27 protein-coding genes and 1 tRNA gene are annotated in these 26407 nt (G+C 67.6%); 17 read left to right on the top strand and 11 right to left on the bottom strand.

The genetic code is table 11. The features are described 5' to 3' along the window. Together J0J10_RS22530 and J0J10_RS22525 are read right to left on the bottom strand one after the other, a co-directional pair. Window positions 1-663 carry a glutathione S-transferase family protein gene (locus J0J10_RS22530; protein WP_291649410.1) on the bottom strand — a complete coding sequence of 221 codons (663 nt, stop codon included), beginning with the start codon at window positions 661-663 and terminating at the stop codon, window positions 1-3. Continuing rightward, window positions 660-1634, bottom strand: a complete 975-nt coding sequence (locus J0J10_RS22525; protein ID WP_291649407.1) for a Bug family tripartite tricarboxylate transporter substrate binding protein — start codon at window positions 1632-1634, stop codon at window positions 660-662. Before J0J10_RS22525 ends, J0J10_RS22530 begins: the two co-directional genes overlap by 4 nt. A gap of 85 nt (window positions 1635-1719) precedes the next feature. Here J0J10_RS22525 and J0J10_RS22520 point away from each other — a divergent pair, with 85 nt between their 5' ends. After that, entirely contained in the window at window positions 1720-2250 is a 531-nt protein-coding gene (locus tag J0J10_RS22520) for a helix-turn-helix domain-containing protein (RefSeq protein ID WP_291638123.1), read from the top strand. 77 nt (window positions 2251-2327) lie between these two features. Here the strand turns inward: J0J10_RS22520 and J0J10_RS22515 are convergent, their stop codons facing one another. Then, the gene (locus tag J0J10_RS22515) at window positions 2328-2981 is read right to left on the bottom strand and encodes a MarR family winged helix-turn-helix transcriptional regulator (RefSeq protein WP_291649406.1); all 654 of its coding nucleotides are present in this window, start codon (window positions 2979-2981) and stop codon (window positions 2328-2330) included. 241 nt (window positions 2982-3222) lie between these two features. On the opposite strand from J0J10_RS22515, the gene J0J10_RS22510 reads away from it, so the two are divergent. Further along, window positions 3223-3774: a redoxin domain-containing protein gene (locus tag J0J10_RS22510; RefSeq protein ID WP_291649405.1), complete on the top strand. Its 552-nt coding sequence runs from the start codon at window positions 3223-3225 to the stop codon at window positions 3772-3774. A 258-nt stretch (window positions 3775-4032) separates the two neighbouring features. After that, a complete protein-coding gene (locus J0J10_RS22505) occupies window positions 4033-5280 on the top strand; it encodes an aspartate aminotransferase family protein (RefSeq protein ID WP_291649404.1) in 1248 nt (415 codons plus the stop codon). 96 nt (window positions 5281-5376) lie between these two features. Here the strand turns inward: J0J10_RS22505 and J0J10_RS22500 are convergent, their stop codons facing one another. The 7 genes from J0J10_RS22500 to J0J10_RS22470 form a co-directional block, all read right to left on the bottom strand. After that, entirely contained in the window at window positions 5377-6060 is a 684-nt protein-coding gene (locus tag J0J10_RS22500) for an MOSC domain-containing protein (protein ID WP_291649402.1), read from the bottom strand. A gap of 67 nt (window positions 6061-6127) precedes the next feature. Continuing rightward, window positions 6128-6201: transfer RNA gene (locus J0J10_RS22495), tRNA-Cys, on the bottom strand. Between the two features lie 252 nt (window positions 6202-6453). Continuing rightward, window positions 6454-7662 carry a tryptophan synthase subunit beta gene (trpB, locus tag J0J10_RS22490; protein ID WP_291649400.1) on the bottom strand — a complete coding sequence of 403 codons (1209 nt, stop codon included), beginning with the start codon at window positions 7660-7662 and terminating at the stop codon, window positions 6454-6456. Further along, on the bottom strand, window positions 7659-8900 hold the full coding sequence (locus tag J0J10_RS22485; RefSeq protein WP_291649398.1) for a cysteine desulfurase: 1242 nt from the start codon (window positions 8898-8900) through the stop codon (window positions 7659-7661). Before J0J10_RS22485 ends, trpB begins: the two co-directional genes overlap by 4 nt. Before the next feature lie 181 nt (window positions 8901-9081). Next, window positions 9082-10344 carry a DegT/DnrJ/EryC1/StrS family aminotransferase gene (locus J0J10_RS22480; RefSeq protein ID WP_291649396.1) on the bottom strand — a complete coding sequence of 421 codons (1263 nt, stop codon included), beginning with the start codon at window positions 10342-10344 and terminating at the stop codon, window positions 9082-9084. Continuing rightward, window positions 10334-11404, bottom strand: coding sequence for an alanine racemase (gene alr, locus J0J10_RS22475; RefSeq protein ID WP_291649426.1), 1071 nt, complete (start codon window positions 11402-11404; stop codon window positions 10334-10336). The genes J0J10_RS22480 and alr overlap by 11 nt, the downstream gene beginning before the upstream one ends. 79 nt (window positions 11405-11483) lie before the next feature. Further along, the gene (locus J0J10_RS22470) at window positions 11484-12686 is read right to left on the bottom strand and encodes a phosphoserine transaminase (RefSeq protein ID WP_291649394.1); all 1203 of its coding nucleotides are present in this window, start codon (window positions 12684-12686) and stop codon (window positions 11484-11486) included. Window positions 12687-13093: 407 nt separating this feature from the next. Between J0J10_RS22470 and J0J10_RS22465 the strand changes: the two genes are divergently transcribed. From J0J10_RS22465 to J0J10_RS22410, 12 genes are all read left to right on the top strand, one after another. Next, the gene (locus J0J10_RS22465; protein ID WP_291649392.1) at window positions 13094-13807 is read left to right on the top strand and encodes a 2OG-Fe dioxygenase family protein; all 714 of its coding nucleotides are present in this window, start codon (window positions 13094-13096) and stop codon (window positions 13805-13807) included. 64 nt (window positions 13808-13871) lie between these two features. Continuing rightward, complete coding sequence (locus tag J0J10_RS22460; RefSeq protein ID WP_291649390.1) at window positions 13872-14570, top strand: phosphatidylserine decarboxylase; 699 nt, start codon at window positions 13872-13874, stop codon at window positions 14568-14570. 169 nt (window positions 14571-14739) lie between these two features. Continuing rightward, on the top strand, window positions 14740-15558 hold the full coding sequence (locus J0J10_RS22455; RefSeq protein WP_291649388.1) for a glutamine amidotransferase: 819 nt from the start codon (window positions 14740-14742) through the stop codon (window positions 15556-15558). Continuing rightward, window positions 15555-16790, top strand: a complete 1236-nt coding sequence (glyA, locus tag J0J10_RS22450) for a serine hydroxymethyltransferase (protein WP_291649386.1) — start codon at window positions 15555-15557, stop codon at window positions 16788-16790. The genes J0J10_RS22455 and glyA overlap by 4 nt, the downstream gene beginning before the upstream one ends. A 172-nt stretch (window positions 16791-16962) precedes the next feature. Next, window positions 16963-18213, top strand: coding sequence for a 5-aminolevulinate synthase (hemA, locus tag J0J10_RS22445; RefSeq protein ID WP_291649384.1), 1251 nt, complete (start codon window positions 16963-16965; stop codon window positions 18211-18213). A gap of 327 nt (window positions 18214-18540) precedes the next feature. Beyond that, window positions 18541-19383 carry a hypothetical protein gene (locus J0J10_RS22440; protein WP_291649382.1) on the top strand — a complete coding sequence of 281 codons (843 nt, stop codon included), beginning with the start codon at window positions 18541-18543 and terminating at the stop codon, window positions 19381-19383. Window positions 19384-19509: 126 nt separating this feature from the next. Further along, on the top strand, window positions 19510-20295 hold the full coding sequence (locus J0J10_RS22435; protein WP_291649380.1) for a DeoR/GlpR family DNA-binding transcription regulator: 786 nt from the start codon (window positions 19510-19512) through the stop codon (window positions 20293-20295). A gap of 47 nt (window positions 20296-20342) precedes the next feature. Further along, entirely contained in the window at window positions 20343-21374 is a 1032-nt protein-coding gene (phnD, locus tag J0J10_RS22430) for a phosphate/phosphite/phosphonate ABC transporter substrate-binding protein (RefSeq protein ID WP_291649378.1), read from the top strand. Next, window positions 21374-22213 carry a phosphonate ABC transporter ATP-binding protein gene (gene phnC / locus J0J10_RS22425; RefSeq protein ID WP_291649376.1) on the top strand — a complete coding sequence of 280 codons (840 nt, stop codon included), beginning with the start codon at window positions 21374-21376 and terminating at the stop codon, window positions 22211-22213. Before phnD ends, phnC begins: the two co-directional genes overlap by 1 nt. Further along, on the top strand, window positions 22210-23016 hold the full coding sequence (gene phnE / locus J0J10_RS22420; RefSeq protein WP_291649374.1) for a phosphonate ABC transporter, permease protein PhnE: 807 nt from the start codon (window positions 22210-22212) through the stop codon (window positions 23014-23016). Before phnC ends, phnE (J0J10_RS22420) begins: the two co-directional genes overlap by 4 nt. Continuing rightward, complete coding sequence (gene phnE, locus J0J10_RS22415) at window positions 23013-23849, top strand: phosphonate ABC transporter, permease protein PhnE (RefSeq protein ID WP_291649372.1); 837 nt, start codon at window positions 23013-23015, stop codon at window positions 23847-23849. Before phnE (J0J10_RS22420) ends, phnE (J0J10_RS22415) begins: the two co-directional genes overlap by 4 nt. Further along, window positions 23827-24732 carry a TIGR01459 family HAD-type hydrolase gene (locus J0J10_RS22410; RefSeq protein ID WP_291649369.1) on the top strand — a complete coding sequence of 302 codons (906 nt, stop codon included), beginning with the start codon at window positions 23827-23829 and terminating at the stop codon, window positions 24730-24732. Before phnE (J0J10_RS22415) ends, J0J10_RS22410 begins: the two co-directional genes overlap by 23 nt. Before the next feature lie 114 nt (window positions 24733-24846). On the opposite strand, the gene J0J10_RS22405 is transcribed toward J0J10_RS22410, so the two are convergent. Beyond that, on the bottom strand, window positions 24847-25299 hold the full coding sequence (locus J0J10_RS22405; RefSeq protein ID WP_291649367.1) for a hypothetical protein: 453 nt from the start codon (window positions 25297-25299) through the stop codon (window positions 24847-24849). Between the two features lie 135 nt (window positions 25300-25434). On the opposite strand from J0J10_RS22405, the gene J0J10_RS22400 reads away from it, so the two are divergent. Together J0J10_RS22400 and J0J10_RS22395 are read left to right on the top strand one after the other, a co-directional pair. Further along, window positions 25435-25644, top strand: a complete 210-nt coding sequence (locus J0J10_RS22400; RefSeq protein WP_291649365.1) for a hypothetical protein — start codon at window positions 25435-25437, stop codon at window positions 25642-25644. A 102-nt stretch (window positions 25645-25746) separates the two neighbouring features. Next, complete coding sequence (locus tag J0J10_RS22395; protein ID WP_291649363.1) at window positions 25747-26394, top strand: hypothetical protein; 648 nt, start codon at window positions 25747-25749, stop codon at window positions 26392-26394. Window positions 26395-26407: the final 13 nt, after the last annotated feature.

The raw sequence follows: 26407 nt of genomic DNA, 5'->3' as shown, positions 1-26407 counted from the left end.
TCAAATTTCCTCCGCATGCTCGTTGAGGTCCGGGCGCCCCGGAAAGAGGGGCTGATAACCGGGCAGGGCCTCGAAGCGCCCGATCCAGTCGGACACCGCCTCGAAACGCGGGAGATCCAGGCCCGCCATGCGCGCCAGCCGGCTATAGGGATAGAGCGCGACATCGGCGATGCTGGGCTGGCCGGCGCCGGCGACCCAGCCCTCGCTTCCGCTTTCCAGAAGCCGTGTATTCAGGATCGAGAGCGCCTCTTCGGCCTGTCTCTGCCAGGTGGCACGCTGCTCGGCGGCCAGCGGCCAGTCCGGGTGGATCGCCAGATGCAGCCGCAGCTGGGCCAATGGCGGCATGTGCCGGCTTTGCTCGAAGGACAGCCAGCTCATCACCTCGGCCTGCTCCAGCCGATCGGCAGGCCACCAGGGCGTGCCGGCCGACAGGAAGAACAGGATCGCCATCGATTCCGGGATGGCGCTCCCGTCCGGGAGTTCGAGGAGCGGGACCTGGCGAAACCGGTTCAGCTTCGCGAAGGCCGGCGTCCCGAGATCGCCGCGGTCGATCGAGAGCGTACGCCGCTCCAGCGGCTGCCCCAGCAGGCCGGCCATGATCCTGATCTTCCAGGCATTGCCCGAGCGCTGCGTGTCGTAGAGACGTATGACGGGCGCATTCATTTGAGGCTGATCCTGGCTGCGGCAGTGACCTTCGACCAACGCTCGGTCTCGGCCGCGACATGCTCCCGATAGGCTTCGACGCCGAGCGGCATCGGCTCGATGCCGAGGGCGCGCAGCCTTTCGGCGATGGCCGGATCGGCGAGCACATGCCCGAGCGCGTCGGCCACCTTCGCGACACGTGCCGGTGGGGTACCGGCTGGTGCGAGCAGCGCATTCCAGGAGCCGATCTGCAGGCCCTCGAGCCCCTGCTCGGCGGTGGTCGGCACCGAGGCTGCGGATGGATTTCTCTTGGGCTGGGCGATCGCGATCGCCCTCAGGGCGCCATTCGCGACCTGCGGCATGACCACCGGAATGGCGTCGAACACGATGTCGATCTGCCCGCTCAGGGCGCTGTTGACCGCATCGCCACCGCTCTTGAACGGCACATGGACGATATCCAGCCCGGCCAGGAGCTTCAGCAGCTCGAGCCCGAGATGCGGCGAAGTGCCATGTCCTGCCGAACCGAAATTCAGCTTGCCGGGCTTGCTTTTCGCCTCCGCGATCAGCGCGGGCAGGCTGTCGAGCTTGAGCGACTGCGCGACCGCGAGCACATAGGGAGAATTGCTGACCAGTGACACCGGAACGAAAGCGGCGGGATCATAGGACAGCTTCGGATAGACCATCCTGTTGACGACCTGGGTTCCGACCGTACCGAGCAGCAGCGTGTAGCCGTCAGCTTCGGCGCTCGCGACGACCTGAGCGCCGATGCTTCCGCCGGCGCCCGGACGGTTTTCGACGACGACGGATTGTCCGAGCCGCTCGGTGAGGCCTTGGGCGACCAGCCTCGCAACGACGTCGGTGATGCCGCCGCCGCCGAACGGGACGATGAGCTTGATTGGACGCGTCGGATAATCGGACTGCGGAAGAACCTGGCGCGGCCAGCCGGCCGCGAGCATCGCGGCCGAAAATGTCAAGATTCGGCGATTGAGCATGATGGACCCCCCGGTCTTTTGGTTTTAGCGAGGAGGACCAGATGCCGTTACGGCGTCTTAGTCAACAAGTTTCTTGTAGGCAACAATGTCACTAAGCTTCAAGTTGCTCCGGCTGCGGGCAAATCTCACCCTCGAAGAGGTGGCCCAGGCCGCGGGCGTCACGCGCGGCTATCTCTCGAAACTCGAACGCGGTCTGGTGAAGCCCTCGGTCGGCTCGGCGCTCAAGCTCGCAAAAATCCTCAACGTCCCGGTCGAGGATCTCTTCGGCGACGCCAAGACCGAGGAAGCCATCGTGATCACGCGGAGCGAGGCCGCGAGCCCGCTGGCGGACATGATGGGCGCGCCGCGTTTGATCGCCAGCACCCGCGGCGGCCATAAGATGATCGCCTTCGTCGTCCGGCCGGGCTTGTCCGAGGAGCCCAATCACCCGATGAGCCAGCACGAGGGCGACGAGTTGCTCTACGTGCTGAAGGGCCGCGTCGGCTTGCAGCTACCGAGCCGCAGCGAGGAACTGGAGCCCGGCGATTGCGTACAGTTCAACGGCGCCATGCCACACAAGCTGACATCGCTCAGCGGCGAGGAGGCCGAGGTTCTGATCGTCATCCGGATCGAGTAACCGGGAGACTCTTGGCGCTTGGTCTCGACGCCCGGCGCCGAGCGACGATGGCCCGTTCTGCCTTGCGCCGGCAGCCGCTAAGCGGCCTTGCCCGCGAAGCGCTGCCAAAGCGAGGCCTGCGCATCGGCCGGCGCCTCCTCGTGCTCGGCGCAGGCGAGCCGCAGATGGCGATCGCCGAAGGGCGCATCGACATAGGCACAGTGATGGGGAGCGGCCCCGTCGGCATGGGCGAAGGGATGGAAATAACGGCAGGTGACGCACATCCGCTGCTGCGGCACGTCGCCATGAAGCTGCAGGGCCCGGATGACCTTGACCAGGCAGCGCAACAGGTCCGCCTGCTCCCGGGGTTCGAGCGAGTCGACCGCCTGGGCCAGGAAATCCGGCCAGTCGCGCGTGCGATCGGCGAGGTCCTCCCCGGCCGCGGTCAGAAGCAGCGCGATCGAGCGCCTGTCCGGCCCCGGAGCCTTCACCGCGAGCCCCTTCTGGACCAGGGAGGTGACGGCTTCGCTGGCGGTCGGCGCGGAGATGCCGAGCATGCCGGCGAGTTCCGCCAGCCGCATGCCATCGGGCGCTTCCCGCAGCAGGCCGAGCGCCTGGCCCTGGGTTGGCGTCACCCCTGCCGCACCCGCGCCTTTCCAGGCGTGGCTGCGCAAGACTCCGCCGATCTTCGCCAGCCCAGCCGTCACCCGTCGCGCGATCGGCTCGCTTATCGCATCGAAAATCGCGGCCAAAATTCGGACTCCTAATTTATCATTGACTGACGTCGATAATAGAATTAGCACTCCTAATATTTCATGTCGATCTATCATCAGGCATGAGCGGGAGAGCCTCATGAACGGCATCGGCTTCCATTCGCCGCGACCTTGCGTCTCCCACGCCTGCAACGTCGCCAGCGGTTGATCTCAGCCTGCACGCCCCGGACGCAGTGACGGCCCGACCTCCCACCCAGGCGAGACCGATATAGGAGACCCCATGAGCCCCCAATCGCAGGTTGCGCCGGACTGGGAGATCGAGCGCTGGTTCAACACGCCGCGCCCGGTCGATCTTGCATCCCTTCGCGGCAGGGTCGTCGTCGCAGGCGCCTTTCAGATGCTCTGCCCCGGCTGCGTCTCGCATCTGCTGCCGCAATTGGCGCAGGTCCACCGGATCTTCCCGAACAAGCATGTGCAGGTGATCGGTCTCCACACGGTCTTCGAGCATCACGCGGCGATGCGGCCGGTTTCGCTCGAAGCCTTTCTCCATGAATACCGGGTCGCCTACCCTGTCGGCGTCGACCGCGCGACGGGACCGGACGATCCCCTGCCCATCACCATGCAGCGCTACCGGATGCAGGGCACCCCGACGCTGCTTCTCATCGACAGGGCCGGCCGCTTGCGCCGCCAGGTCTTCGGCCATTTGCCCGATCTGCAGCTCGGCGCCGAAATCGCAGCCCTGATCGGCGAGCCCCCGGATACCTCGCTCGTCGCGGATCCGAACGGCGCCGAGAAGGACGGCTGCTCCGAGACCGCCTGCACGATCGGATAGCCCGACTGGCAACCGCCTACGGCAGAACCGGACACGCAAGAAACTGCGACATTCGGCACAGATTTGCGTCCATTCTGTCGCGAAGACCCTTCCGGCCTATCGAAATTCGGCGACCCGGACCTGCCGGCCAGCCCCCGGGGCCGGTACGAGCGGCGTTCCAGACGCTGCCTTGCCGGAGGATTCGCTCTTGTCTCATCTGAAACACGTCGGGGCGCCATGCCCCGGATTCGACCAATCCTCCCATGCGAGGCGCCTTGGATGACCCGTCCTCTGCTGCCCGTCGCCTCGCCCTTTGAACTCGCCTTCGAATTCGGCCGGGGAAGCTGGCTCTATTCGCAGAGCGGCGAGCGCTATCTCGACTTCGCCTCCGGCATCGCCGTCAATGCGCTCGGCCACGGCCATCCGCGCCTGATCAGGGCGCTCAAGACCCAGGCCGGCAAGCTTTGGCATACCTCGAACCTGGTCCGGGTGCCCGAGGCCGAAAGGCTGGCGCAGCGGCTGACCGAGGCGAGCTTCGCGGATGTCGTCTTCTTCGCCAACTCCGGCGGCGAGGCCAATGAGGCCGCGGTCAAGATGGCCCGGAAACATCATTCGGCGACAGGCCGGCCCGAGCGCTACCGCGTCGTGACCTTCGACGGCGCCTTTCATGGCCGCTCGCTGGCGATGATCGCCGCCACCGGCTATGCGAAATATCTTGAGGGTTTCGGCCCCAAGGTCGACGGCTTCGATCAGGCCGTGCTGGGCGACTGGCAGGGGCTCGACGCGCTGCTGTCGGCGCAGACCGCGGCGATCATGCTCGAGCCCGTGCAGGGCGAAGGCGGCTTGCGCACGGTCGAACCGGAGATCTTGATCCGGCTGCGCCAGATCTGCGACGAACGCGGCCTGTTGCTCATCCTGGACGAGGTCCAATCCGGCGTCGGCCGAACCGGCAAGCTCTTCGCTCATGAATGGAGCGGCATAAAGCCCGACATCGTCACACTGGCCAAGGGGATCGGCGGCGGCTTCCCGATGGGCGCTTGCCTGGCCACGCGCGAGGCGGCCAAGGGCATGCTGCCGGGATCGCATGGCACGACCTTCGGTGGCAACCCGCTGGCCATGGCCGTCGGCAACGCCGTGCTGGACATCGTTCTCGACGCCGGGTTCTTCGAGCATGTCCTGGAGATGGCCGAGCTTTTCCGCGAACTCCTGGTTGGGATCCAGCGGCAGCACGGCGAGCTGATCTGCGATGTGCGCGGCGCCGGGCTCCTGCAGGGATTGCGCTTGCATGGCGATCCGCTCGAACTCGTGCATGCCTTGCATGCCGAGCGGATGCTGTCGGTTCCCGCACGCGACGGTGTGGTCCGGTTTGCGCCGCCACTGACAGTCCGCCCGCGTGAGATCAAGGAAGCGGCCCGCCGCATCCAGGCCGCCTGCACGGCACTGCGCGGCAAATCCGGTTCCCGCCAGTCCAGGCCCGGCAAGCCGGAGGCTGCGTCGTCTTCAGCCACGCTCGGTCTGCGCCCTTGAAGTTATGAAGACCGGCCGGCCATTCGGCCGGCCGGCAGCTGGCGTGCTGACAACTCAGCCAATGATCAGTCCCGGGCCACTTTCCGAAACGCGTCTTCAGGACGCGCCCGTCAAGCGGCGCGACCAATCCTCGACCTGCCGGGTTGCCAGTCGCCTTTTGGCGTAGCCGCGCCAGCCTTCGGGGAGATGCGCGAGCTCGGACATCGCCGCGAGCTCGTCGATATTCATGGTGTCGACATAGAGGGTTCGCCAGATCCTGCGCAGCGTCCAGTCCGGCGAGAGCCTGTCGATGAGGCGAAGCTCGTCGCCCTTCTCGATATGACCGGTTTCGATCACCCGATAGTACCAGCCGGTCAATCCGGTACGCTGGACACGCACCGCCATATCCGGAACCTCGAACCTGGCGTTCAGCTTCCAGCAGGGCTGGCGGCCCTGGCTGACCTGGATGACGATCTTCCCCAGCCGGAAGGTATCGCCGACCGCGACCATGTCCTCGGTCAGCCCTGTGGTCGTCAGATTCTCGCCGAAAGCACCGGGAGCGGCCAGGACGCGTTTCGGGCCGATCTCCCTCCGCCAGATGGCGTAGTGCTCGAAAGCATAGTGATGCAGTGCCTTTTCAGGCCCGCCATGATGTTTGCGGTCGCCCTGCTCGTCATTGGCGAGCCCCTCGATGCCGACATGGATCTTGCCGCTGACCGGCGTCTTGTCGATACCGCTCGGTTTCCCTTGCGGCCCCAGCGGCGCAACCGGACCCGCCAGGACATCGTCGATCAGGAGCATCGCAATCCCATTGAATGAAGAGGGGCGGAACGCAGGCGTTCCACCCAGCGCTTCCGGGGTTGATTGCTGGAGGCCGGGCCTGGATTTGAACCAGGGTTTGCGGATATGCAGTCCGCCGCGTCGCCACTCCGCCACCCGGCCGGGAGGCATTGCCAGATCCTGAATAGCAGCCGAGCCGGCTCCTGTTACCAGCCGGATCGAGGTTTTCAGGCAGGCCGGAACACTTGCGCCACCATGGCCGGTCCGGCCCTTCTCGCGGCCCGCCCGACTCCCGTAACGAGACCAGGCAGCCGACCGCTGCATGCAGCCTAGCACGGTCGTTATGCCTTGCAGCAGGCCTGTTGCGGCTATGATCGAGTTTCCTGGCCGGCGGGTGCGTTCAGAGGTCCCGCTCTACGATTTCCGGCGGGACAGGACCGTCGGCAGATCCTTGTCGCCCCGGCCGGACAGACCCAGGACGACGATCTGGTCTTTCGGCCGCGATCCCGCGATCTCCGGCAGGCGCGCCAGCGCGTGCGCGGCCTCCAGCGCCGGGATGATGCCCTCGAGTCGCGAACACAGCTCGAAGGCTTCGACGGCTTCCTCATCGCTGGCCGCGAGATAGGTGATCCGGCCGATATCGTGCAGCCAGGCATGCTCGGGGCCGATGCCCGGATAATCCAGCCCCGCCGAAAGCGAATGGGCGTCCTGGATCTGGCCATCCTCATCCATCAGCAGATAGGTGCGATTGCCATGCAGCACGCCGGGGCGCCCGCCGGCGATGGCGGCGGCATGGGCCCGGTCGAGTCCGAGCCCGGCCGCCTCGACCCCGAAAATCTCGACTGCGACATCGTCCAGGAAGGGATGGAACAGCCCCATCGCGTTCGAACCGCCGCCGATGCAGGCGAGCAGCGCGTCCGGCAGGCGGCCCTCGCGCTCGATCACCTGCCGGCGCGTCTCCTCGCCGATGACCGACTGGAAGTCGCGGACCATCATCGGATAGGGGTGCGGTCCGGCCACCGTGCCGATGCAGTAGAAGGTGTCGCCGACATTCGTCACCCAGTCGCGCAGGGCTTCGTTCATCGCATCCTTGAGCGTCGCCGAACCCGATTGAACCGGGCGAATCTCCGCGCCAAGCATGCGCATCCGGGCGACATTCGCTTCCTGGCGCCCGACATCGACCGCGCCCATATAGACCACGCAGTCGAGCCCGAACCGGGCACAGAGCGTCGCCGCAGCGACGCCATGCATCCCCGCCCCGGTCTCGGCAATGATGCGTCTTTTGCCCATGCGCCGGGCCAGCATGATCTGCCCGAGCACATTGTTGACCTTGTGCGCCCCGGTATGATTCAGGTCCTCGCGCTTGAAATAGATCCGGGCGCCGCCGAGATGCGCGCTTAGATTCTCGGCATGGTAGAGCGGCGAGGGCCGGCCGACGAAGCTCTTGAGGTGCCCCTGCATCTCGGCCAGGAAGTCCGCATCGCCGCGCGCCTGCTCATAGGCGTCCTGGAGGGTGTGGATCAGCGGCATCAGCGTCTCGGAGACGAAGCGCCCGCCATAGATCCCGAAGCGCCCGTTCTCGTCGGGCCCGTTGCGCAGCGAGTTCAGCCCTGCCGCGTTCATTGCAGCAGAAGCCGCCGGGCCGTCGCCAGCGCCTCGATCAGGGCGTCGACCTCGTCTTTGGTACTGTAGAGCCCGAATGAGGCACGGCAGGACGAGGTCGCCCCGAACCTGGCGAGGAGCGGCGAGGCGCAATGGGTTCCGGCGCGCACCGCGACCCCAGCCCGGTCGAGGATCGTCGCGACGTCATGCGCATGCGCGCCCTCGAGATTGAAGGCGACGATCGAGCCCTTCCCGGCGGCACGACCGTAGAAGGCAACACCGCCGAACGCCTCCAGCCGGGCCTGGGCATAGTCCGTCAATGTCGCCTCATGGGCGTGAATGGCCTCGCGCCCAAGCCGCTCGACATAGTCGAGCGCCGCCGCGAGCCCGGCCGCCTCGATGATCGGCGGCGTGCCCGCCTCGAAGCGGTGCGGCGGATGATTGTAGGTCACCATCTCCTTGGTGACGGTCTCGACCATCTCGCCGCCGCCCTCGAAGGGCGGCAGCCGCTCGAGCCATTCCATCCGTCCATAGAGCACGCCGATGCCGGTCGGCCCGTAGATCTTGTGACCGGTGAAGCAGTAGAAATCGGCGCCGAGCGCCTGCACGTCGAGCGGCAGGTGAACCGCTCCCTGAGCGCCGTCGACGACGAGCGGAATACCGCGGGCGCGGCAGAGCTCCGCGATGCGCCGGATCGGCGCGACCGTGCCGAGCACATTCGACATATGGGTGAGCGAGACCAGCTTCGTACGCGGCGACAGCAGCTCTTCCAGCGCTTCGACGTCGAGTGCGCCGGCCTCGTCGACCGGAGCCCAGCGGATCACGGCGCCATGACGCTCGCGCCAGAAATGCCAGGGCACGATATTGGAATGATGCTCCATCTCGGAGAGCACGATCTCGTCGCCCGCGCCGATCTCGAGATGGCGCCCCAGCGAGGAGGCGACGAGATTGAGCGCTCCGGTGACGGAGCGGGTGAAGATCACCTCCTGCGCGGACGACGCGTTGATGAAGCGCCGCGCGGTTTCGCGGGCGCCCTCGTAGACCTCGGTCGCGCGATTGGCCAGGAAATGCAGGCCACGATGGACATTGGCGTAGTCGTTCTCGATCAGGTCGAGCATCGCCTGCGTCACCTCGCGCGGCTTTTGCGCCGAGGCGGCCGTGTCCAGATAGACGAGCGGGCGCCCATAGACCTGCCGGGCAAGGATCGGGAAACCGGCCCGCACGGCCGCAACGTCATAGGATGGGGTCGGCTGGTTCATTGCTTCGCGGGACCTGTCTTCGCGCCAAGGGATCGACGAGGAAGCTCTCGCCCCGGCGGACGGCGGCGCGAGGTTGCGAGGAGGTTAAGAGCCCCGTGGCCCCGGACGGAGAACCGGTTTTGCGAAAACCGCTAGGCCGCTCCCCGTACCCCTGATCGGCGCCGGGATGGCTGGCGCGGCATCATGCGGCGGCGCCGACGATCGCGGCCACCCGCTCCGCATCGCCCTCGCTCATATAGGGGTTCATCGGCAAGGACAGGACCTGGCTGCACAGGGCCTCGCTGTTGGGCAGGGCCGGCGGGCCGCCGCTGATCGCGTCCTGATGGATCCGGGCATAGGCCAGTTGGTGGTGCATCGGCTTCGGATAATAGACGCCGAACCCGATGCCCTGCGCCGACAGCGCCGCCTGGACCGTGGCACGGACCGCGATATCGGGCAGGCGGATGGTGTAGAGCCCATAGGCGTTCACCGCCCCGGGCTGAGCCCGCTGCAGGCCGACCCTGCCTTCCAGGATCGCATCGTAGACGGCGGCGATCCGCCGGCGCTCGGCGAGCTCCGCTTCGAGCAGCGTCATCTTGGCCGAGAGGATGGTCGCCTGGATCGTGTCGATCCGCCCATTGACCCCGATGCGCTCGACCTCGTAACGGGCCCGCTCGCCATGACTGCGGATTTTCCGGTAGGTTTCAGCCCGCGCCCCGTCATCGGTGAGGAGCGTGCCGGCATCGCCGAACGCCCCGAGCGTCTTGGTCGGAAAGAATGACAGGGTGGTCGCATGGCCATGGCGGCCGATCCTGCGTCCGTCGAGCTCGGCCCCGAAGGACTGCGCGGCATCGTCGAGCGCGAGCATCCCCTCGCGGGCGCAGATCGCCTCGATCGCCGGCCAGTCGGCCGGGAGCCCGAACAGGTCGGCCCCGATCACGGCGCGCGGGCGAAGACGCCCATCCTGCTTGACCAGCGCGATCCGTCGTTCGAGATCGGCGACGCTGAGGTTGAAGGTGTCCGTATCCACATCGGCGAAGACCGGGGTCGCTCCCAGCAGGAGCGGCACTTCCGCCGTCGCGGTATAGGTGAAGGCCGGAAGGAACACCGCATCGCCCGGCCCGATCGCTTCCGCCATCAGGGCGATCTGCAGGGCGTGGGTGCCCGAGGAAACCCCGACCGCATGGGCACAGCCGGCGAATTCCGTGAGCCTGGCCTCGAATTCGCGCACCTGCGGGCCGTTGATGAACACCCCGGAATCGATCACCTCGGCGATGCGCCGATCGATCTCAGGCCGCAGCAGAGAGAGCTGCTTTTTCACATCGAACAGGAGAATGCCGTGCATGGCGTTCAGATCCGTGGCTGAGGGGCTGGCGGTCGGCGAGGCCGTCGCGGCGCGCGGCTCCGATCCGGCTGGGATGTGTGCCGAGGCGTCGACCTCGGCCTTCTCGCCGCTAATCGACATGGACCCGCCGATAGCGTGATCCGAGGCTGGTCAAGATCTCGTAATTGATCGTGCCGGCATCACCGGCCATTCCCTCGACCGTTTGGTGGGGGCCGATGATCTCGACATAGTCGCCGGGTCCGATCCGGTCCGCCGATACGTCAGTGGCGTCGACGGTCAGGCAGTCCATCGAGACGCGCCCGATGACGGGCAGGCGGTGAGCGCCGAGCCAGACCGCGCCGCGGTCGCTGGCGAAGCGCAGGAACCCGTCGGCATAGCCCACCGAAACCGTCGCGACGCGGGTCTCGCGGCGCGCCCGGAAGGCCCAGCCATAGCCGACCATCGTGCCGGGCGCGATCGAGCGGAGCTGCACGATCCGCCCGTAGACGGCGACCGCGGGATCGAGCCGCGGCATCCGGGGAGACGCGACCAGGCCGTAGAGGGCGGCGCCCGGCCGGCAAAGCTCGAAATGATAGGCCGGGCTGAGGAAGATCCCCGCCGAGTTCGCCAGCGAGCGCGGCATGGCCGGGAATTGCGCGGCCGCCGCCTTGAAGGCCGCCAGCTGCAGGGCATTGCCGGGATGCTCCGGCTCGTCCGCCACCGCAAGATGGCTCATGACCAGCGCCAGGCCGAGCCGCTCGACCAGTTGGCGATCTGCCGCAAGGGCCTGCCATTCCTCCGGGGGCAGGCCCATGCGCGACATGCCGCTGTCGAGCTGCAGGACGGCACCGCTGCCATTCCCGGAGACGGCGCCATGGCCTGCCCAGGCCCTCGCCTGGGCGAGGCTGTTGAGGACCGGGCGGATGCCGGCTGCGGCACAGGCCGCCTCCTGGCCCGGCATGAGGCCGTTCAGCACATGGATCACGGCGTCGCCGGGAAGCAGGAGCTTCAGCGCCAGCGCCTCGGCCAGCACCGCGACGAAGAACTCGCGGCACCCCGCCTCGTACAATGCCGGCGCGATCCGCCCGATGCCGAGCCCATAGGCATCGGCCTTGAGCACCGCCCCGCAGCGCGCGGGCGCGATGCGATCGGTGATCGCGCGATAATTGGCCCGGATCGCCGCAAGCGAGATCCGGACCATGCCGCGACCATCATCGACCTGATGACCGGACTCGCCGGCGGCGCTTCCGACCTCGGTGGCGGACAGGGCGATCATCGGCTCAGGCGAGCGCCGCTGCCGGGACCGGTCGGCCGGGCACCCCGTCGAGGCGGACCGTCTCATAAGCCCAATCGAGCCAGGGCAGCACCGCCTTCATATCGGCATTCTCGACCGTCGCCCCGCCCCAGAGCCTCAGCCCGGGCGGCGCCGCGCGGTAGGCGCCGATATCGTAAGCCACCCCCTCCCGATCGAGCAGCGCGACCATCTTCGACACGAAGCGCCCCTGCTCGGCTGCGTCGAGCGCCCGCACTTCCGGCGCAACGATCTGGAGACAGAGCGCGGTGCAGGACCGCGTCTCGGCGTTCTGCGCCAGGAGCCCGGCCCATGCGCTGCGCTGCACCCAATCCGAGACGATGGCGAGATTGCCCTCGCAGCGCCTGATCAGCGCGGGCAGTCCACCGAGCTCCTCGGCCCAGGCCAGCCCGTCGATCGCATCCTCCACCGCCAGCAGGGAGGGCGTATTGATGGTCTCGCCTTCAAAGATCGTCTCGATCAGCCTGCCGCCCTTGGTCATGCGGAAAAGCTTGGGCATCGGCCAGGGCGGCACATGGCTCTCGAGCCGCTCGACCGCACGCGGGCCGAGCACCAGCATGCCATGGGCGCCTTCGCCGCCGAGCACCTTCTGCCAGGACCAGGTGACGACATCGAGCTTGCGCCAGGGTAGGTCCATGGCGAAAGCAGCCGAGGTCGCATCGCAGATCGTCAGCCCGGCGCGATCATCGGCGATCCAGTCGCCATTCGGCACGCGCACGCCCGAGGTCGTGCCGTTCCAGGTGAAGACGACGTCGCGCGCGGCATCGACCTGCCCGAGATCGGGCAATGCGCCATAGGCGGCGGTCATCACGCGGGTGTCCGCGATCCGAAGCTGCGTGGTGATGTCGCTCACCCATTCCTGCCCGAAGCTCTCCCAGGCGAGGACATCGACGCCGCGCGGCCCGAGCAGCGACCACAGCGCCATCTCGACCGCACCGGTATCCGAGGCGGGAACGATGGCGATGCGATAATCCTCCGGCACGCCCAGAATGGCGCGCGTCCGGCCGATCACCTCAGCGAGCTTGGCCTTGCCGGGCACCGATCGATGCGAGCGGCCGATGAGGGCCTCGCTCAACACCGCCGGCCCCCAGCCATAGCGCTTGGCGGAGGGCCCCGACGAGAAATGCGGATTGCGCGGACGTTCGGTCGGCTTGATCGGCTGATTGGACACGTGTCTGCCTTTTGAGCGGCTCGGGCGGCGCAGAGCGCCGCTTCCGCCCGACGATCTGCCGACCGGGCCGCGGGCTCATGGGAGAAGCCGAGATTCGACCGTGCGCCGGGCGGATTGAAGCGCCGGATCACAACGCGGCGCTGGGCCGGTTCGGTGCCGGAGCCGAGGCGGCTCGCCCGACCGGCTCCTCGCATTTCTGCAAACCGGACCTGTCTGCCGGGCCACTGCGCTCCTAGCCATCGAGCGTGTTCCTCCGGAGATGGAGCCTGTTCAGCTTGACTGCGACCCGTCCGCCGCCTCTGCCGGTCCTCACGCGCCCGGCCCGGTCACCCCGCTCCCGATCGCGAGGCGCGCCCGGGCCAGACGGCTCCGCCGCATCGCAAACCGCGGGCAGGCGCGATCCGGAAATGCCCGGCCAGCTCGCACAGGAACTGGACGAGCACGGCTTCGTGCGCATGTCCGGCGCTCGCATGCGCGGTTTGCTGGGCGCGGGACCGCTGTCCGAATGGTCGCGCCTGAGAGCGAGCTGGGAGCTTCTACCTATCGAGGAAGGCATCGCCGCCAATGGCGGCTCTGCGCGACGACGGGGCGCGGTCTTCCTCATCGGCCAGAATTTCATCTGGCGCCGGACGCCGAGATCGCAATCTCAGGATGGCGAGCGCTTGCGGTTCCCGAGTGAGATCGGAACCGGGGTGGCGCCGATGGCGGCCGATGCCACCAGCGGCGCGCTGATCAACGCACTCCTGCAGCTCGCGCGAACGACTTTCAGCGTCGCCGACGCCGCCAGCCTCTGGCATGTCGCAATGCATCAGCTCCGCGTCGAAACCGGGCCGGACAGGACCAGCACTTCGCTCCGGGCCCTGCATCGCCAGGCCCACGAGCGGATCGTCGTGCTCGCCGTCAAACGCTCCGGCATAGCCGGCGGCATGGCGCAGCTTGTCGCGCCAGGCGGCATCAGGATCGCCGCCCTGTCCCTTGGGCGGCCCCTCGAAGCCCTCATTCTCGACCCCCGCCGCGTCAGGCTCGGCATCACGCCGATCCACCCGCGCAAGGGGGCGCTGGCCGGCCACTGGGACATCCTCCTCATGACTTTCAGAAAGACCACCGAATGGAATTCCTGATCCTGCGCACCCCGCAGCCAAGGCCGCTCGCCCGACTGTTCGATTGCCTCGAGGAACGCCTTTCGTGAGTATCGTCGCCTCCATCCGCAGCAGCCTCGTTCCGGTCCATCGCGCCGGCTACCCCTTCATCGCCATCGGCCTGATCCTCACCATCGCCGCCGGTTTCGTCTCGAGCGCCCTCGCCTGGATCGCCGCCATCATCACCGGCTGGGTCATCCACTTCTTCCGCGATCCCCCGCGCACGACGCCGCAATCGGCCGAGCTGATCGTCTCTCCCGCAGATGGCCGCGTCAGCATGATCGTCGAGGTCCTGCCACCGCCCGAACTCCAGCTTCCGGCGAAACCGATGCTGCGGGTCTCCGTGTTCATGAGCATTTTCGACTGCCATGTGAATCGCATGCCGATCGCCGGACGGGTCAGCCGCATCGCCTATACGCCGGGCCGTTTCGTCAACGCCGATCTCGACAAGGCGAGCGAGCATAATGAACGCAATGCCCTGGCGATCGCCTCGGCCCACGGCCCGATCGCCGTCGTCCAGATCGCCGGCCTGATCGCGCGCCGCATCGTCCACTGGGTCGCGCCGGACGACGAACTCGCCGTCGGCGAGCGCTTCGGCCTGATCCGCTTCGGCTCGAGGCTCGACGTCTATATGCCCGTCGGCAGCGATGTGCTCGTCGCGGTCGGCCAGCGCGCCGTTGCCGGCGAGACCCCGCTCGCGGATCTGAGCACCGCCAAAACGCAGCGCGTGTTCCGGACCACCTGACCCCGCCCGCCTTCGAGGCCACCAGCCGGCGGCAACGCCAAGAGCCGGCCCAGCCGCCTTCGCGAACCCGGCACGCCCTGCAGCACCTGGCGTGCTCTATAGCATCGGACCGAAAAGTGGAATCCACTTTTCGGGAAACTCCGATGCAATAACAACAAGATAGATCACCGTGACCGCGTCCGAACGGACGCGCGGCGATCTAGCGCTGGGCCCGAACCCGCAAGCGCGCATCCCGATCGTGAAGGACCTGTCGATGGCCGCAGCGCCCAGGAGAGTTCCAGCCACGCTGAAGACCGCGATCGTCATCCGGCATCTCGATTTCGAGGATCTCGGCACCTTCGAGGCGGTGCTGACGGCACGCGGCTATCGCATCCATTACTACGACCTCGACGTGAACGAGCTTTGGACGCTCGACCCGCTCCTGCCCGAGCTGCTCGTGGTCCTCGGCGGCCCGGTCGGCGTCTACGAGGACGAGACCTACCCTTTCCTCAGGCAGGAGCGGCGGATTCTCGCCGCACGCCTGGCGTCGAACCTGCCGACCCTGGGCATCTGCCTCGGCGCCCAGCAGATCGCCGCGACGCTCGGCGCAAAGGTGGCGCCGAGCGGCGTCAAGGAGATCGGCTTCTCGGAGCTGATCCTGACGGCGGCCGGCCACGCCGGCCCGCTGCGCCATCTCGACGGTGTCCCGGTGCTCCACTGGCACGGCGACGCATTCGAGATCCCCGAGGGCGCGGACAATCTCGCCGCGACGCCGCTCTGCGCGACGCAGGGCTTCGCGCTTGGCCGCAATGTCCTCGGCCTGCAATTCCATCCCGAGGTCAATGCCTGCGCCGGAATCGAGCGCTGGCTGGTCGGCCATGCCGTCGAGCTGGCGGCGGCCGGGATCGCTCCCCGAAATCTGCGTGCGGATGCCGAGCGTTTCGGCCCGGCTCTGCGCGAGGCCGCCCGGCAGATGCTGGCGGATTGGCTCGAAGGACTGTCTAAATGAACGATCTACCCGATCCCGCGCTTTCGGCGGCGCTGGCCGAAGAAGCTGAGCGTCAACACCGCCATATCGAATTGATCGCCTCGGAGAACATCGTCAGCCGGGCGGTCCGCGCCGCCCAGGGCTCGCTCCTGACCAACAAATATGCCGAGGGCTATCCGGGCCGCCGCTATTACGGCGGCTGCGAAGCGGTCGACAAGGTCGAGCAACTCGCGATCGAGCGGATCTGCGAGCTGTTTGGCGCGGCCTTCGCCAATGTCCAACCGCATTCCGGCGCCAACGCCAACATCGCCGTTCTCTTCGCGCTGCTGAAGCCGGGCGACCGGATCATGGGCCTGGACCTGTCCTGCGGCGGCCATCTCACCCATGGCTCGCCGGTCAGCCTGTCCGGCCGCTGGTTCGAGGTCGTGCCCTATGCAGTGCGCAGGGACGATGAGCTCATCGACTATGAGGAGATGGCGCGCATCGCCAGGGAGAGCCGGCCGCGCCTGATCTTCGCCGGCGGCTCCGCCTATCCGCGCGCCATCGATTTTGCCCGGATGCGCGCCATCGCCGACGAGGTCGGCGCCTATCTCGTCGCCGATGTCGCGCATTATGCCGGGCTGATCGCGACCGGGCTCTATCCCGATCCGGTTCCGCACGCGCATGTCGTGACCTCGACCACGCACAAGACGCTGCGCGGGCCGCGCGGCGGGCTCATCCTGACCAATGATGCCGAGATCGCCAGGAAGATCGACAAGGCCGTCTTCCCGGGCACGCAGGGCGGTCCCCTCATGCATGTCATCGCCGGCAAGGCCGCAGCATTTCACGAAGCTCTGCAGCCCTCCTTCGCGGATTACTCCGGGGCTGTCGTCGAGAATGCCCGGGCCCTCGCCGAGACGCTCAGCGCCGGCGGGCTGCGGCTCGTCACCGGCGGCACCGACTGCCATCTGCTCCTGGTCGACCTCCAGCCCTTCGGCATTTCCGGCAAGGTCGCCATCGAGGCTCTGGAGCGGTTCGGCCTGACCGCCAACAAGAACACCGTGCCCTACGACCCCCAGCCGCCGACCATCACCTCCGGCATCCGCTTCGGCACGCCCGCCGGAACCTCGCGCGGCTTCGACGCCGAGACCTTCCGCGCAGTCGGCGAGCTCATCCTCGCCGTCCTGCGCGGCGCGCGCGGCGAGACCCTCGACGAGCCCGCGATCAGGGAGGAGATCCGGCGTCTGACCGACGCCCATCCCGTCACGGCCTGACCTAAAGCCGATGGCGGTCGGAACTCCGGCGGCGCCCGGTCGGAACGCCGCCGCGCCTGCTGGAGACGCAATGCCTTCACACCGGTCGCTGCGGTCGCAGGCACCGGGCGCCGGCACAACCAAGCGGAGCCCGCCGCGTCATGACGGGCGCCGCCAAGCATATGGCGAGACGATGGATTTCGATTATTCCCGCTTTTTCAGCGGCGCGCTGGACAGCCTGAAACGCGAAAGGCGCTATCGCGTCTTCGCCAATCTCGAGCGCCTGCCCGGCAACCCGATCCGCGCCTATGACCACCGCGTCCAGCGGCCGGTGACGATCTGGTGCTCGAACGACTATCTCGGGATGAGCGTTCATCCGGCCGTGCTCGACGCGGCCCGCAGTGCCCTGTCGAGCTTCGGGGCCGGTGCGGGCGGCACGCGCAACATCTCCGGCACCAGCCATGAGCATGTCCGGCTGGAGGAAGACTTGGCCGATCTCCACGCCAAGGAAGCCGCCCTCGTCTTCACCTCGGGCTATGCCGCCAATGACGCCGCCCTCTCGACGCTCGTCAGGCTGCTGCCGGATTGCGTGGTCCTCTCGGACACGCTGAACCATGCCTCGATGATCGAGGGCATCCGCCGTTCCGGCGTCGCCAAGAAGCTGTTCCGCCACAATGACGTCGAGGATCTCGAGCGCAAGCTGAAGGCGATCGAGCCCGGCCGGCCGAAGCTGATCTGCTTCGAGAGCTGCTATTCCATGGATGGCGACTTCGCGCCCATGGCGGCGATCTGCGATCTCGCCGAGCGCTACAACGCCCTGACCTATCTCGACGAGGTTCACAGCGTCGGCCTCTACGGCCCCCGTGGCGGGGGTATCGCCGAGGCGGAAAGCCTGATGAGCCGCATCGACATCGTCCAGGGCACGCTCAGCAAGGGTTTTGGCGCGATCGGCGGCTATATCGCCGGCGGGGCGGAGGTCGTCGATTTCGTCCGCAGCCATGCGCCCGGCTTCATCTTCTCGACGGCGCTGCCGCCGGCGACCGTCGCCGGTGTCCGCGCCGCGATCGCGCATCTGAAGTCCAGCTCCGTGGAGCGCGAGACGCTTCATCGCCGGGTGCGTTCGGTCAAGGCCGGGCTGGAGGCTTTGGAGCTTCCCGTCCTGCCGAGCCCGAGCCATATCCTGCCGGTCATGATCGGCGATGCCGGCCTCGCCAAGCACCTGACCGACGAATTGATGGAGCAGCACGGGATCTATGTGCAGCCGATCAACTACCCGACCGTACCACGCGGAACGGAGCGACTGCGCGTCACGCCCAACCCGTTCCACACCGATGAGGACGAGGCCGCCTTCCTGGATGCGCTCTCGCAGGTCTGGCAGCGCAACGATGTCCCGCGCTGGACCCGCAGCCAGATGAGCCGGCTGACGGAGATCGGGGCGGCCTGACCGCCACGACCGGATGGCCGGCACAGCCTGGTCGAAGATGCGCCCGGGACGGCGGTGCCCGCGCCCGGGACGGTCGCTCCAAGCGATCGGCGCGCATCAGCTGCGATCGCGACAAGGCTGCGGAGGTTGAGAGCGATCCGTTAACCTCGACGACCAAAATGAGGCGAAATGCGGCCCGATCCGGTATCCGACGCGGTGATCTTCACGCCGGTTTAGGAACGTATCGGCCATGGCAGGCTTTCTGGCTGACATGGCGAGTGCACAATCTTGTCGAACTTCCTATCTTCCCTTTGCGCATTGGCTACCGGCCTCGCGATCACTCTCTCCATGCTCGCTCCGGCGCAAGCGATCGAAGGCCGGCCCGATCCGGCAGCCGCCAGATCGGTCTGCGATAGCGACGACGACGCTCCCACCGACGCCTTCGGCTTCACCGACGGCTCCGGCATCGCCGATCTCGGCCGCGGCAGCCTCGGCCTGACGCTCAATGCCGATGGCGGCGTCCGCCGCGGCCGCTCCCTGGGCCGCGGCGCGATGCTGCAGGGCTCCTATGGCTTGCTGCCTTGCCTCGAGGTCAGTCCCTATCTGCTCGGCGGCACGACACGCTCGCAGATCGAGCGCCAGGGGCTCAAGGACAAAGCCTATGGCGGCGGCTTCGAGGCGCGCTATCGCCTGCTCAACCATGGCCGGCACGGCTTCGGCCTGACCATGGGCATCGATGCCGGGCTCGAACGCAATGAGAGCCATGGCGAAGGCCGCTTCTCGACCTACAACACCACCATGCGCGTGCTGGCCGACAAGGTCCTGATCCCCAACACGCTCCATGCCGCCTTCAACCTCTCGCACAACCTGATCTGGTCCGGCCCCTCGCCGCATGAACGGGCCTCCACTTTCACCATCGGCGGCGCGCTCGCCTGGCAGGTCGTCGAGGATGTCTATCTCAGCGGCGAAGTGCGCCATATGCGCCAGCACGACACGCTCGGCTTCGGCAAGCTCGCCGGGCACGCCACTTTCGTCGGCCCGGGCATCTACTGGCAGGCGACCGATCAGCTCGCCATCTCGCTAGCCTACAACGTCCAGGTCTATGGCGAGGAGAGGGGCCAGCCCGGCCGGCTCGACCTGACCAATTTCAGCCGCCACCTCGTGCAGATGGATATCGGCTGGACTTTCTGACAGGCCGGCGCGGCGGTCCCGGGCTGGACAAGCGGGCGTCGTACGGGTCTCGATGACGCCGTTCCCCTCGCGGCGGCCGCCGCGGCCGGGTCTGCGACACCCAAGCCAAGGGGATTGCCGGCTCCCATGACCAGCCCAGACATTCGCGAGACCAGCGCGCTGACACCGCGCCAGCAGCAGATCCTGGCGATCGTCCAGCAGGCCGGCTTCAGCACCATCGAGACGCTCGCCGAGCGCTTCGGCGTCTCCGCCCAGACGGTGCGCCGGGACATCATCCAATTGCAGGCCAGCAATTATCTGCAACGCTTCCATGGCGGCGCCGGTCTCGCCACGGGCGGCTTTCGCTCGGCCTATGCCCAGAAGCTGACGGTCTCGCCGCAAGGCAAGCAGCGCATCGGTACGGCCGTCGCCGGGATCGTACCGGCCGGCGCCTCGATCTTTCTCGATGTCGGCACGACGGTCGAGGCCGTGGCGCGGGCCCTTGTCGGCAAGCCCGACCTGCGGATCGTCACCGCCAGCGTCTCGGTTGCGCAGATCCTATGCCAGCACGGCGTTTTCGACGTGGCTGTCACCGGCGGCAGCACCCGCGGCGCCAATGGCTCGCTGGTCGGCGGGGCAGCGGTCGCCTGCATCATGGGCTTGCGCTTCGACTACGCCGTGCTGGGATTTGGCGGCTTCGACGATGATGGCGCGCCGATGGATTTCGACCTCGAGAAGATCGCGGTGCGCCAGGCCGCGATCAGCCGTGCCGGCATGGTCCTCGGCGTGGCGGACAGCTCCAAATTCGACCAGACGGGCACGGCGCGGATCGCCGATCCCAGGGCGTTCGGCATGATCGTCACCGACGCCGAGCCGCCGGCGCGTCTGTGCGCCGCCTGGCAACGCACGGGTATCCACTGGCTGGTCGCGTGAAGCCTTGCTTAGCCGGCCAATTTTGATCAGGATGGAAGAAATCTTACATGCGCCCGACCAACGGAGCGCTGCACTCCAGGGAGGTTGCCATGCTGCGCGCCAAGATCGCGTCGCTTTGCCTGATCGCGCTCGGCTTCGGCCTGGCCAGCCCGGCACAGGCTCAGAATTGCCCCAATCGCGGTACGCTCGATGCCCGTTATTGCGACGCCGATGGCGATCTGCTCGCCGACATCCCGGCCGACAAGGCGCGTCAGAAGGATCCGGACACGCTGATCTTCTCCTATACGCCGGTCGAGGACCCGTCGGTCTACGAGAACGTCTTCGCCGACTTCCTGGCCCATCTCTCCAAGATCACCGGTAAGAAGGTCAAATGGTTCGGCGCCGAATCCTATGCGGCGCAGGTCGAGGCGATGCGCTCCGGCCGCCTGCATATCGCCGGCGTCGCCAGCGGACCGACGCCCTTCGCGGTCAATCTCGCCGGCTTCCGGCCGATCGTGGCGATGGAAAAGCATGACAACTCGATCGGCTACACCCTGCAGCTGATCGTGCCGAAGGGCAGCCCGATCCAGTCGATCGCCGACCTCAAGGGCAAGCGCGTCGCCCATGTCGCGCCCTCCTCGAATTCCGGCGACACCGCCCCGCGCATCCTGTTCAAGGAAAAGGGCATCGTGCCCGGCAAGGACTACGAGGTCCTCTATTCCGGCAAGCACGACAATTCGATCATGGGCGTGGTCAACAAGGACTATGACGCCGCCCCCATCGCCTCCAGCGTGCTCGAGCGCATGGCCGATCGCGGCATGTTCAAGCGCGACGACGTCCGCATCGTCTACGAATCCGCGCCCTTCCCGCGCACCGCCTTCGGCATCGCCCATGACCTCAACCCGGAGCTCCAGGCCAAGATCAAGGAAGCCTTCCTCTCCTTCGACTTCCTGAAGTCCGGGCTCGCCAAGGAATTCAAGGACACCAAGGGCTTCAAGGAGCTGAGCTACAAGGCCGCCTGGTCGGACATCATCGTCATCCAGCGCGAGAGCGGCATCAGCTATACTCAAGACGGCCTCGCCAAGCTGAAGGGCGACTGATGTCTCAAGGCTTCCATGCGGCGACGGGCGGCGCCTCGCCGCTCCTCGCCGTCGAAGGGCTGACCAAGGTCTACCCGACCGGCAAGAGGGCGCTCGGCGGCATCGACGTGGTGATCGACCGGCCGCAGCTCGTCGCGGTGATCGGCTCCTCCGGCGCCGGCAAGAGCACCTTCATCCGCTGCATCAACCGGCTGGTCGAACCGACGGCCGGGCGCATCCTCCTCAACGGCGAGGACATCGTCGCGCTCGACCGCAAGGGCCTGCGCGCCGCCCGGCGCCGCATCGGCATGATCTTCCAGGAATACAACCTGGTCGAGCGGCTGAGCGTGATGCAGAACGTGCTCTCCGGGCGGCTGGGCTATGTCGGGCTCATCGCCTCGCTGCGCTGGCGCTTTCCGCTGGAGGACATCCAGGCCGCCTTCGCCCTGCTCGACCGCGTCGGGCTCGACGGCTATCACAACCAGCGCGCCGATGCCCTCTCCGGCGGCCAGCGCCAGCGCGTCGGCATCGCCCGCGCTTTGATGCAGCGGCCGGACCTGCTTCTGCTCGACGAGCCGACCGCGAGCCTCGACCCCAAGACCTCGCGCCAGATCATGCGGCTGGTGCGCGAGCTCGTCGCCGAGCGCCAGACGCCGGCGATCATCAACATCCACGACGTCGCCCTCGCCCGTGCCTATGCCGACCGGATCATCGGCCTGCGCGACGGCATCGTCGTCTTCGACGCCGAGGCTTCGGCGCTCACCGAAGCGGCGCTGACCGAGATCTACGGCGCCGAGGACTGGGCCCCCGCACCGAGCGAGGATGACGACGAGCCCGCGCTGATCGGCATGCGGCCGTGAGCGCTCCGGCTTCCAGCTACCCGAGCCAGTGGCGCGCGCCGAGCATCTTCGGCAGCCCGGGGCGCCGCCTCGCCTTCTGGCTCGCGCTCGCGGCCTATCTCACCTGGTCTCTGTCGACGCTGAACGTAGACACGGCCCGCATCCTCGCCGGCCTGCCGCGAGCCTGGAACATCCTGGAGCGGATGGTCCCGCCGGATTTCAGCCGCTGGCAGCTCTTGCTCACCGGCATGGTCGAGAGCGTCCAGATCGCCATCGCCGCGACCATCGTCGGCGCGGTGTTCTCGATCCCGATCGGCATCGCCGCCGCGGCCAATCTCTCGCCGCGCCCGCTCTATCTCGCGGCACGCGGGCTGATCGTGGTCGGCCGGACCTTCCACGAGGTCATCATCGCGATCTTCTTCGTCAAGCTCTTCGGCTTCGGCCCGGTCGCCGGGCTGCTGACGCTCGCCTTCTCCTCGGCGATCTTCCTCGGCAAGATGCTGGCCGAGGACATCGAGAACATGAAGCCCGGCCCGGTCGAGGCGATCCGGGCGACCGGCGCCAGCTTCGGCCAGATCTTCGGCTACGCCGTGGTGCCGCAGGTCCTGGTCAAGACGCTCGGCGTGCTGATCTACCGGCTCGATTCCAATCTGCGCCATTCGACCGTGATCGGCATCGTCGGCGCCGGCGGCATCGGCCAGACCCTCTCGGCCTCGTTCTCGCGCTATGATTTCGACTTCGCCAGCGCCATCCTCTTGACCATCGCCGCCATGGTCGCCTTCGGCGAATGGTTCAGCGACTGGGCACGGCGGAGATTGAGATGACCGTGCATCAGCCCGAGCCGCGCGGCACGCCGGTGCCGGCCCGCCTCTACCCCGACAGCTGGGAGCGCTATTCGTTCAAGGAGCGCCTCGTCCACTGGCTCTGGCTCGGCGGCATCGCGTTCGCCGCCGCCTGGTCGGTCTCGGCGCTCGACATCGAATGGGCCTTCTTCGCCGATGCGCATGAGCAGGCGGCGGACCTGATCGCGCGCATGTGGCCGCCGCGCTGGTCCTATTTCCCGCGCATCATCCAGCCGCTGATCGAGACGCTGCATATCGCGACGCTCGGCACGATGATCGCGGTGCTCTTCGCGCTGCCCGTCGCCTTCCTGGCCGCGCGCAACACCACGCTGAACCAGGGCACTTGGCTGATCGGCCGCGCCATGCTGGTGCTCTCGCGCTCGATCAACACGGTGATCTGGGGCCTGCTCTTCGTCGCCATCTTCGGTCCGGGTCCGGTCGCCGGCATCTGCGCCGTCGCTGCGCGTTCGGTCGGCTTCATCGCCAAGCTCGTCGCCGAGGCGATCGAGGAGGTCGACGCCGGACAGATCGAGGCGGTCGAGGCCTCCGGCGCCCGTACCTTCCAGGTCTATGCGGTGGCGATCCTGCCGCAGACCCTGCCCGTTCTGATCGGCACCACGATCTATCGCTGGGACATCAATGTCCGGGAATCCAGCGTGCTCGGCTTCGTCGGCGCCGGCGGCATCGGCCTCCTGCTCTATGCCTCGATCAACCAGTTCGCCTGGTCGCAGGCCATCGTCATCCTGATCGCCATCCTCGGCATCGTCATCATCAGCGAAGCGCTCTCCGCCTATGTCCGTTCACGCATCGTCTGAGCGGCGCAGCCTCCCCGATTTCCCGGCCGGCATCGGCGCTCTGGTCTCGCGCTATGACGGTTTCCTGCTCGACCAATGGGGCGTGCTGCATGACGGCAGCGCACCCTATCCGAAAGCGCTCTCCTGTCTCGAGCGCATCCGGCAGGCCGGCAAGACGGTGATCATCCTCTCGAATTCAGGCAAGCCCGGCAGCGAGAACGAGGCGACGCTGGCGCGGCTGGGCTTCCCCCGCGCACTCTACGATCACGTGGTCTCGGCCGGGGACGATGCGCGCGACGCGCTGATGGCGGGCGGCGAGCCGGCCTATCGCGAGCTTGGCCGCAACTGCCTGCTGCTGGTGCGGCCGGGCGAGGAGCGCCTCGCCGACGGCCTCGGGCTGACGCCGACCGACGATCCGGACGCCGCCGACTTCATCCTGCTGATGAGCATGGAACCGCCGGCCCAGTCCGTCGCCGGGTGGCAGCCCCTGCTCGCGCGCGCCGCCTCCCGCGGCATCCCGATGATCTGCGCCAATCCCGACCGCCACCGCGTCCACGCCGATGGCCGTCTCCACGAGGCTCCGGGCCTCGTCGCCCAAGCCTATGAGGCGATGGGCGGGACGGTTCATTCTCACGGCAAGCCGCATGCGCGGATCTACCGGACCTGCCTGCGCCTGTCGGGCATCCCTGCCGCGCGCCTGCTGGCGATCGGCGACTCGCTCGAGCACGACGTCGCCGGCGCGGCGGCAGCCGGTATCGACGCTGCCTTCATCGCCGGTGGCATCCACCGCGGCGCGCTACGTTGGACGGCGGCCGGCGAGGTCGATCCCGAGAGCTGCCGGCGCCTGTTCGCGCGCGAAGGACCGGCGCCGCAATTCGCGCTGCCCTGGTTCCAGTGGGATTGAAGCCGGCGGGCCGGAGCGTCGCAGGCATCTCGCCGGCCAGGAACGCTTCACCCCCGACGCAAGGCGCCGGGGGTGCGATCACTGCCGATACGATGGCCGAGAATGCGCTGACACTCAGCTCTTCAGCTTGGCGTTGCACTGGCTCCAGTAGCCGCCGCCCTTCTCGATCCATTTCAGCTCGCCATTGGCGTTCGCCGCCTTGTTGGCGTTGTACTGGTCAGCGCAGGTCTTGAGGCGTGCCTTGCCGGCCGTCTCGTTGCTGTATTTCGGCGCGACCGCCTTCGGGAACACCGCAGCCTTGGCCTTGCCAGCAGGCTTGGCCGGAGCGCTCGCAGGCGCGGCGGCGGGCGTCTCGGTCACGGCGGCGGCGGCATCGGCCTCGCCGGCGTCGTCATCGCCGCATTGCGCCTTGCGGAAATCGTTCCATTTCTGCCCCTTCAGCGTATTCGCCTTCTTCGCCTCCTGATATTTCGCGCTGCATTCCTTCATCGTCAGCGCCGAGGCGGGCGCAGTCATAAAGCCTGCGGCCAGGCAGGCGAGCGCAGTCGAAAGAACGAGGTTTCTCATGGGAAGTCTCCTGCGGGCGATGAGTCGCACTCACCAGCGCGAGATTAAGCCGCGATGCCTCATCCTGTCATCGCCATGCAGGAACTTCCGCGCCCCCGATGCGTTCCCAACGCCACACTATTTCGGGAGCGTCAGATGAACCGGCCTGCTGTCTTCGTCACCGCCGTGAGCCTCGCGTTTGGCCTGGCCGCCTGCAACACCGTCGAGCAGCGCGTCGGTGGCGCCGCGGTCGGCGCCGGCACCGGCGCGGTCGTCGCGGGACCGGTCGGTGCGGTCGTCGGCGGAGCGGCCGGCGCGATCAGCGCTCCCACCGTCGTCCGCACCACCAGGCGCGCCACGCGCTGATCCCTAGATCGCGCTGACGCCGCCCTTTTATGCCCTTTCGAACGGAACCCTGCCGTAGCTGCCTCGTTTCCAGAGGGAGCCCTGCAAATGGAGTTTCAAGTGATGGACAGCGACAAGCGTATGCCACCGGACGTGCCACGCAGCGCCGGCGAAGCGAGGGACGAGATCGAGCGCGCCGCCAACGGCGTCGCCGAGCGGGCGAGCGAGCTGGCCAGCCGTGCAGCCGACACCGTCAAGGGCAGCTATGAGCGGGCTCGCGACAAGGTCGCCGAGATCGATCCGCGCGAGAGCCTGCGCGATGCCGGGCGTTATGTTCAGGAAACCGGCGAGGCTGCGGTCGAGACGGTCGAGCGTCATCCCCTGGCGGCCTTCGCGCTCGGCGCGGTCAGCGTCGGCCTGATCGCCTGGGCGATGACCGGGCGGCGCTCGACGAGCTGGCAGCCGGACACCAGCGGCTGGAGCCGGATGCTGCGCGATTATGGCGACGACGCGTTGCGGGCCGGCCGCCAGCTCCTCGGCAATGGGCGTGAGCAACTCGATCAGGGCCGCGACTACCTGGCCCGCGGCCGCGATTATGTCGATACCGGCCGCGACTATGCCCGCGAGGGCGGGCGCATGCTGGTGCAGCGGACCGAGCGCGAACCGCTCGCGGCGGTACTCGGCGTCGGCATCGCGCTCTACGTGCTGGGCTCGCTCTTCACCGGCAGCACTGCGCCGCAGCCGGCGAAGCGGCGCACGGCCAAGCGCTAACCGCTAAGGCGAG

The sequence above is a fragment of the Allobosea sp. genome (assembly GCF_017308075.1).
In the GTDB taxonomy this organism is placed as follows: domain Bacteria; phylum Pseudomonadota; class Alphaproteobacteria; order Rhizobiales; family Beijerinckiaceae; genus Allobosea.
This window is presented reverse-complemented; position numbering and strand designations above follow the sequence as displayed.

Excerpts from the sequence above, each read along its gene's own strand:
- J0J10_RS22520 (WP_291638123.1), top strand. The coding sequence starts at position 1,720 with ATGTCACTAAGCTTCAAGTTGCTCCGGCTGCGGGCAAATCTCACCCTC.
- J0J10_RS22465 (WP_291649392.1), top strand. The coding sequence starts at position 13,094 with ATGCCCGGCCAGCTCGCACAGGAACTGGACGAGCACGGCTTCGTGCGC.
- J0J10_RS22525 (WP_291649407.1), bottom strand. The coding sequence starts at position 1,634 with ATGCTCAATCGCCGAATCTTGACATTTTCGGCCGCGATGCTCGCGGCC.
- hemA (WP_291649384.1), top strand. The coding sequence starts at position 16,963 with ATGGATTTCGATTATTCCCGCTTTTTCAGCGGCGCGCTGGACAGCCTG.
- J0J10_RS22480 (WP_291649396.1), bottom strand. The coding sequence starts at position 10,344 with ATGTCGATTAGCGGCGAGAAGGCCGAGGTCGACGCCTCGGCACACATC.
- J0J10_RS22505 (WP_291649404.1), top strand. The coding sequence starts at position 4,033 with ATGACCCGTCCTCTGCTGCCCGTCGCCTCGCCCTTTGAACTCGCCTTC.
- J0J10_RS22395 (WP_291649363.1), top strand. The coding sequence starts at position 25,747 with ATGGACAGCGACAAGCGTATGCCACCGGACGTGCCACGCAGCGCCGGC.
- J0J10_RS22405 (WP_291649367.1), bottom strand. The coding sequence starts at position 25,299 with ATGAGAAACCTCGTTCTTTCGACTGCGCTCGCCTGCCTGGCCGCAGGC.
- J0J10_RS22485 (WP_291649398.1), bottom strand. The coding sequence starts at position 8,900 with ATGAACCAGCCGACCCCATCCTATGACGTTGCGGCCGTGCGGGCCGGT.
- J0J10_RS22435 (WP_291649380.1), top strand. The coding sequence starts at position 19,510 with ATGACCAGCCCAGACATTCGCGAGACCAGCGCGCTGACACCGCGCCAG.
- J0J10_RS22440 (WP_291649382.1), top strand. The coding sequence starts at position 18,541 with ATGCTCGCTCCGGCGCAAGCGATCGAAGGCCGGCCCGATCCGGCAGCC.
- phnD (WP_291649378.1), top strand. The coding sequence starts at position 20,343 with ATGCGCCCGACCAACGGAGCGCTGCACTCCAGGGAGGTTGCCATGCTG.
- phnC (WP_291649376.1), top strand. The coding sequence starts at position 21,374 with ATGTCTCAAGGCTTCCATGCGGCGACGGGCGGCGCCTCGCCGCTCCTC.
- J0J10_RS22400 (WP_291649365.1), top strand. The coding sequence starts at position 25,435 with ATGAACCGGCCTGCTGTCTTCGTCACCGCCGTGAGCCTCGCGTTTGGC.
- J0J10_RS22530 (WP_291649410.1), bottom strand. The coding sequence starts at position 663 with ATGAATGCGCCCGTCATACGTCTCTACGACACGCAGCGCTCGGGCAAT.
- J0J10_RS22410 (WP_291649369.1), top strand. The coding sequence starts at position 23,827 with ATGTCCGTTCACGCATCGTCTGAGCGGCGCAGCCTCCCCGATTTCCCG.
- glyA (WP_291649386.1), top strand. The coding sequence starts at position 15,555 with ATGAACGATCTACCCGATCCCGCGCTTTCGGCGGCGCTGGCCGAAGAA.
- phnE (WP_291649372.1), top strand. The coding sequence starts at position 23,013 with ATGACCGTGCATCAGCCCGAGCCGCGCGGCACGCCGGTGCCGGCCCGC.
- trpB (WP_291649400.1), bottom strand. The coding sequence starts at position 7,662 with ATGAACGCGGCAGGGCTGAACTCGCTGCGCAACGGGCCCGACGAGAAC.
- J0J10_RS22510 (WP_291649405.1), top strand. The coding sequence starts at position 3,223 with ATGAGCCCCCAATCGCAGGTTGCGCCGGACTGGGAGATCGAGCGCTGG.
- alr (WP_291649426.1), bottom strand. The coding sequence starts at position 11,404 with ATGGTCCGGATCTCGCTTGCGGCGATCCGGGCCAATTATCGCGCGATC.
- J0J10_RS22500 (WP_291649402.1), bottom strand. The coding sequence starts at position 6,060 with ATGCTCCTGATCGACGATGTCCTGGCGGGTCCGGTTGCGCCGCTGGGG.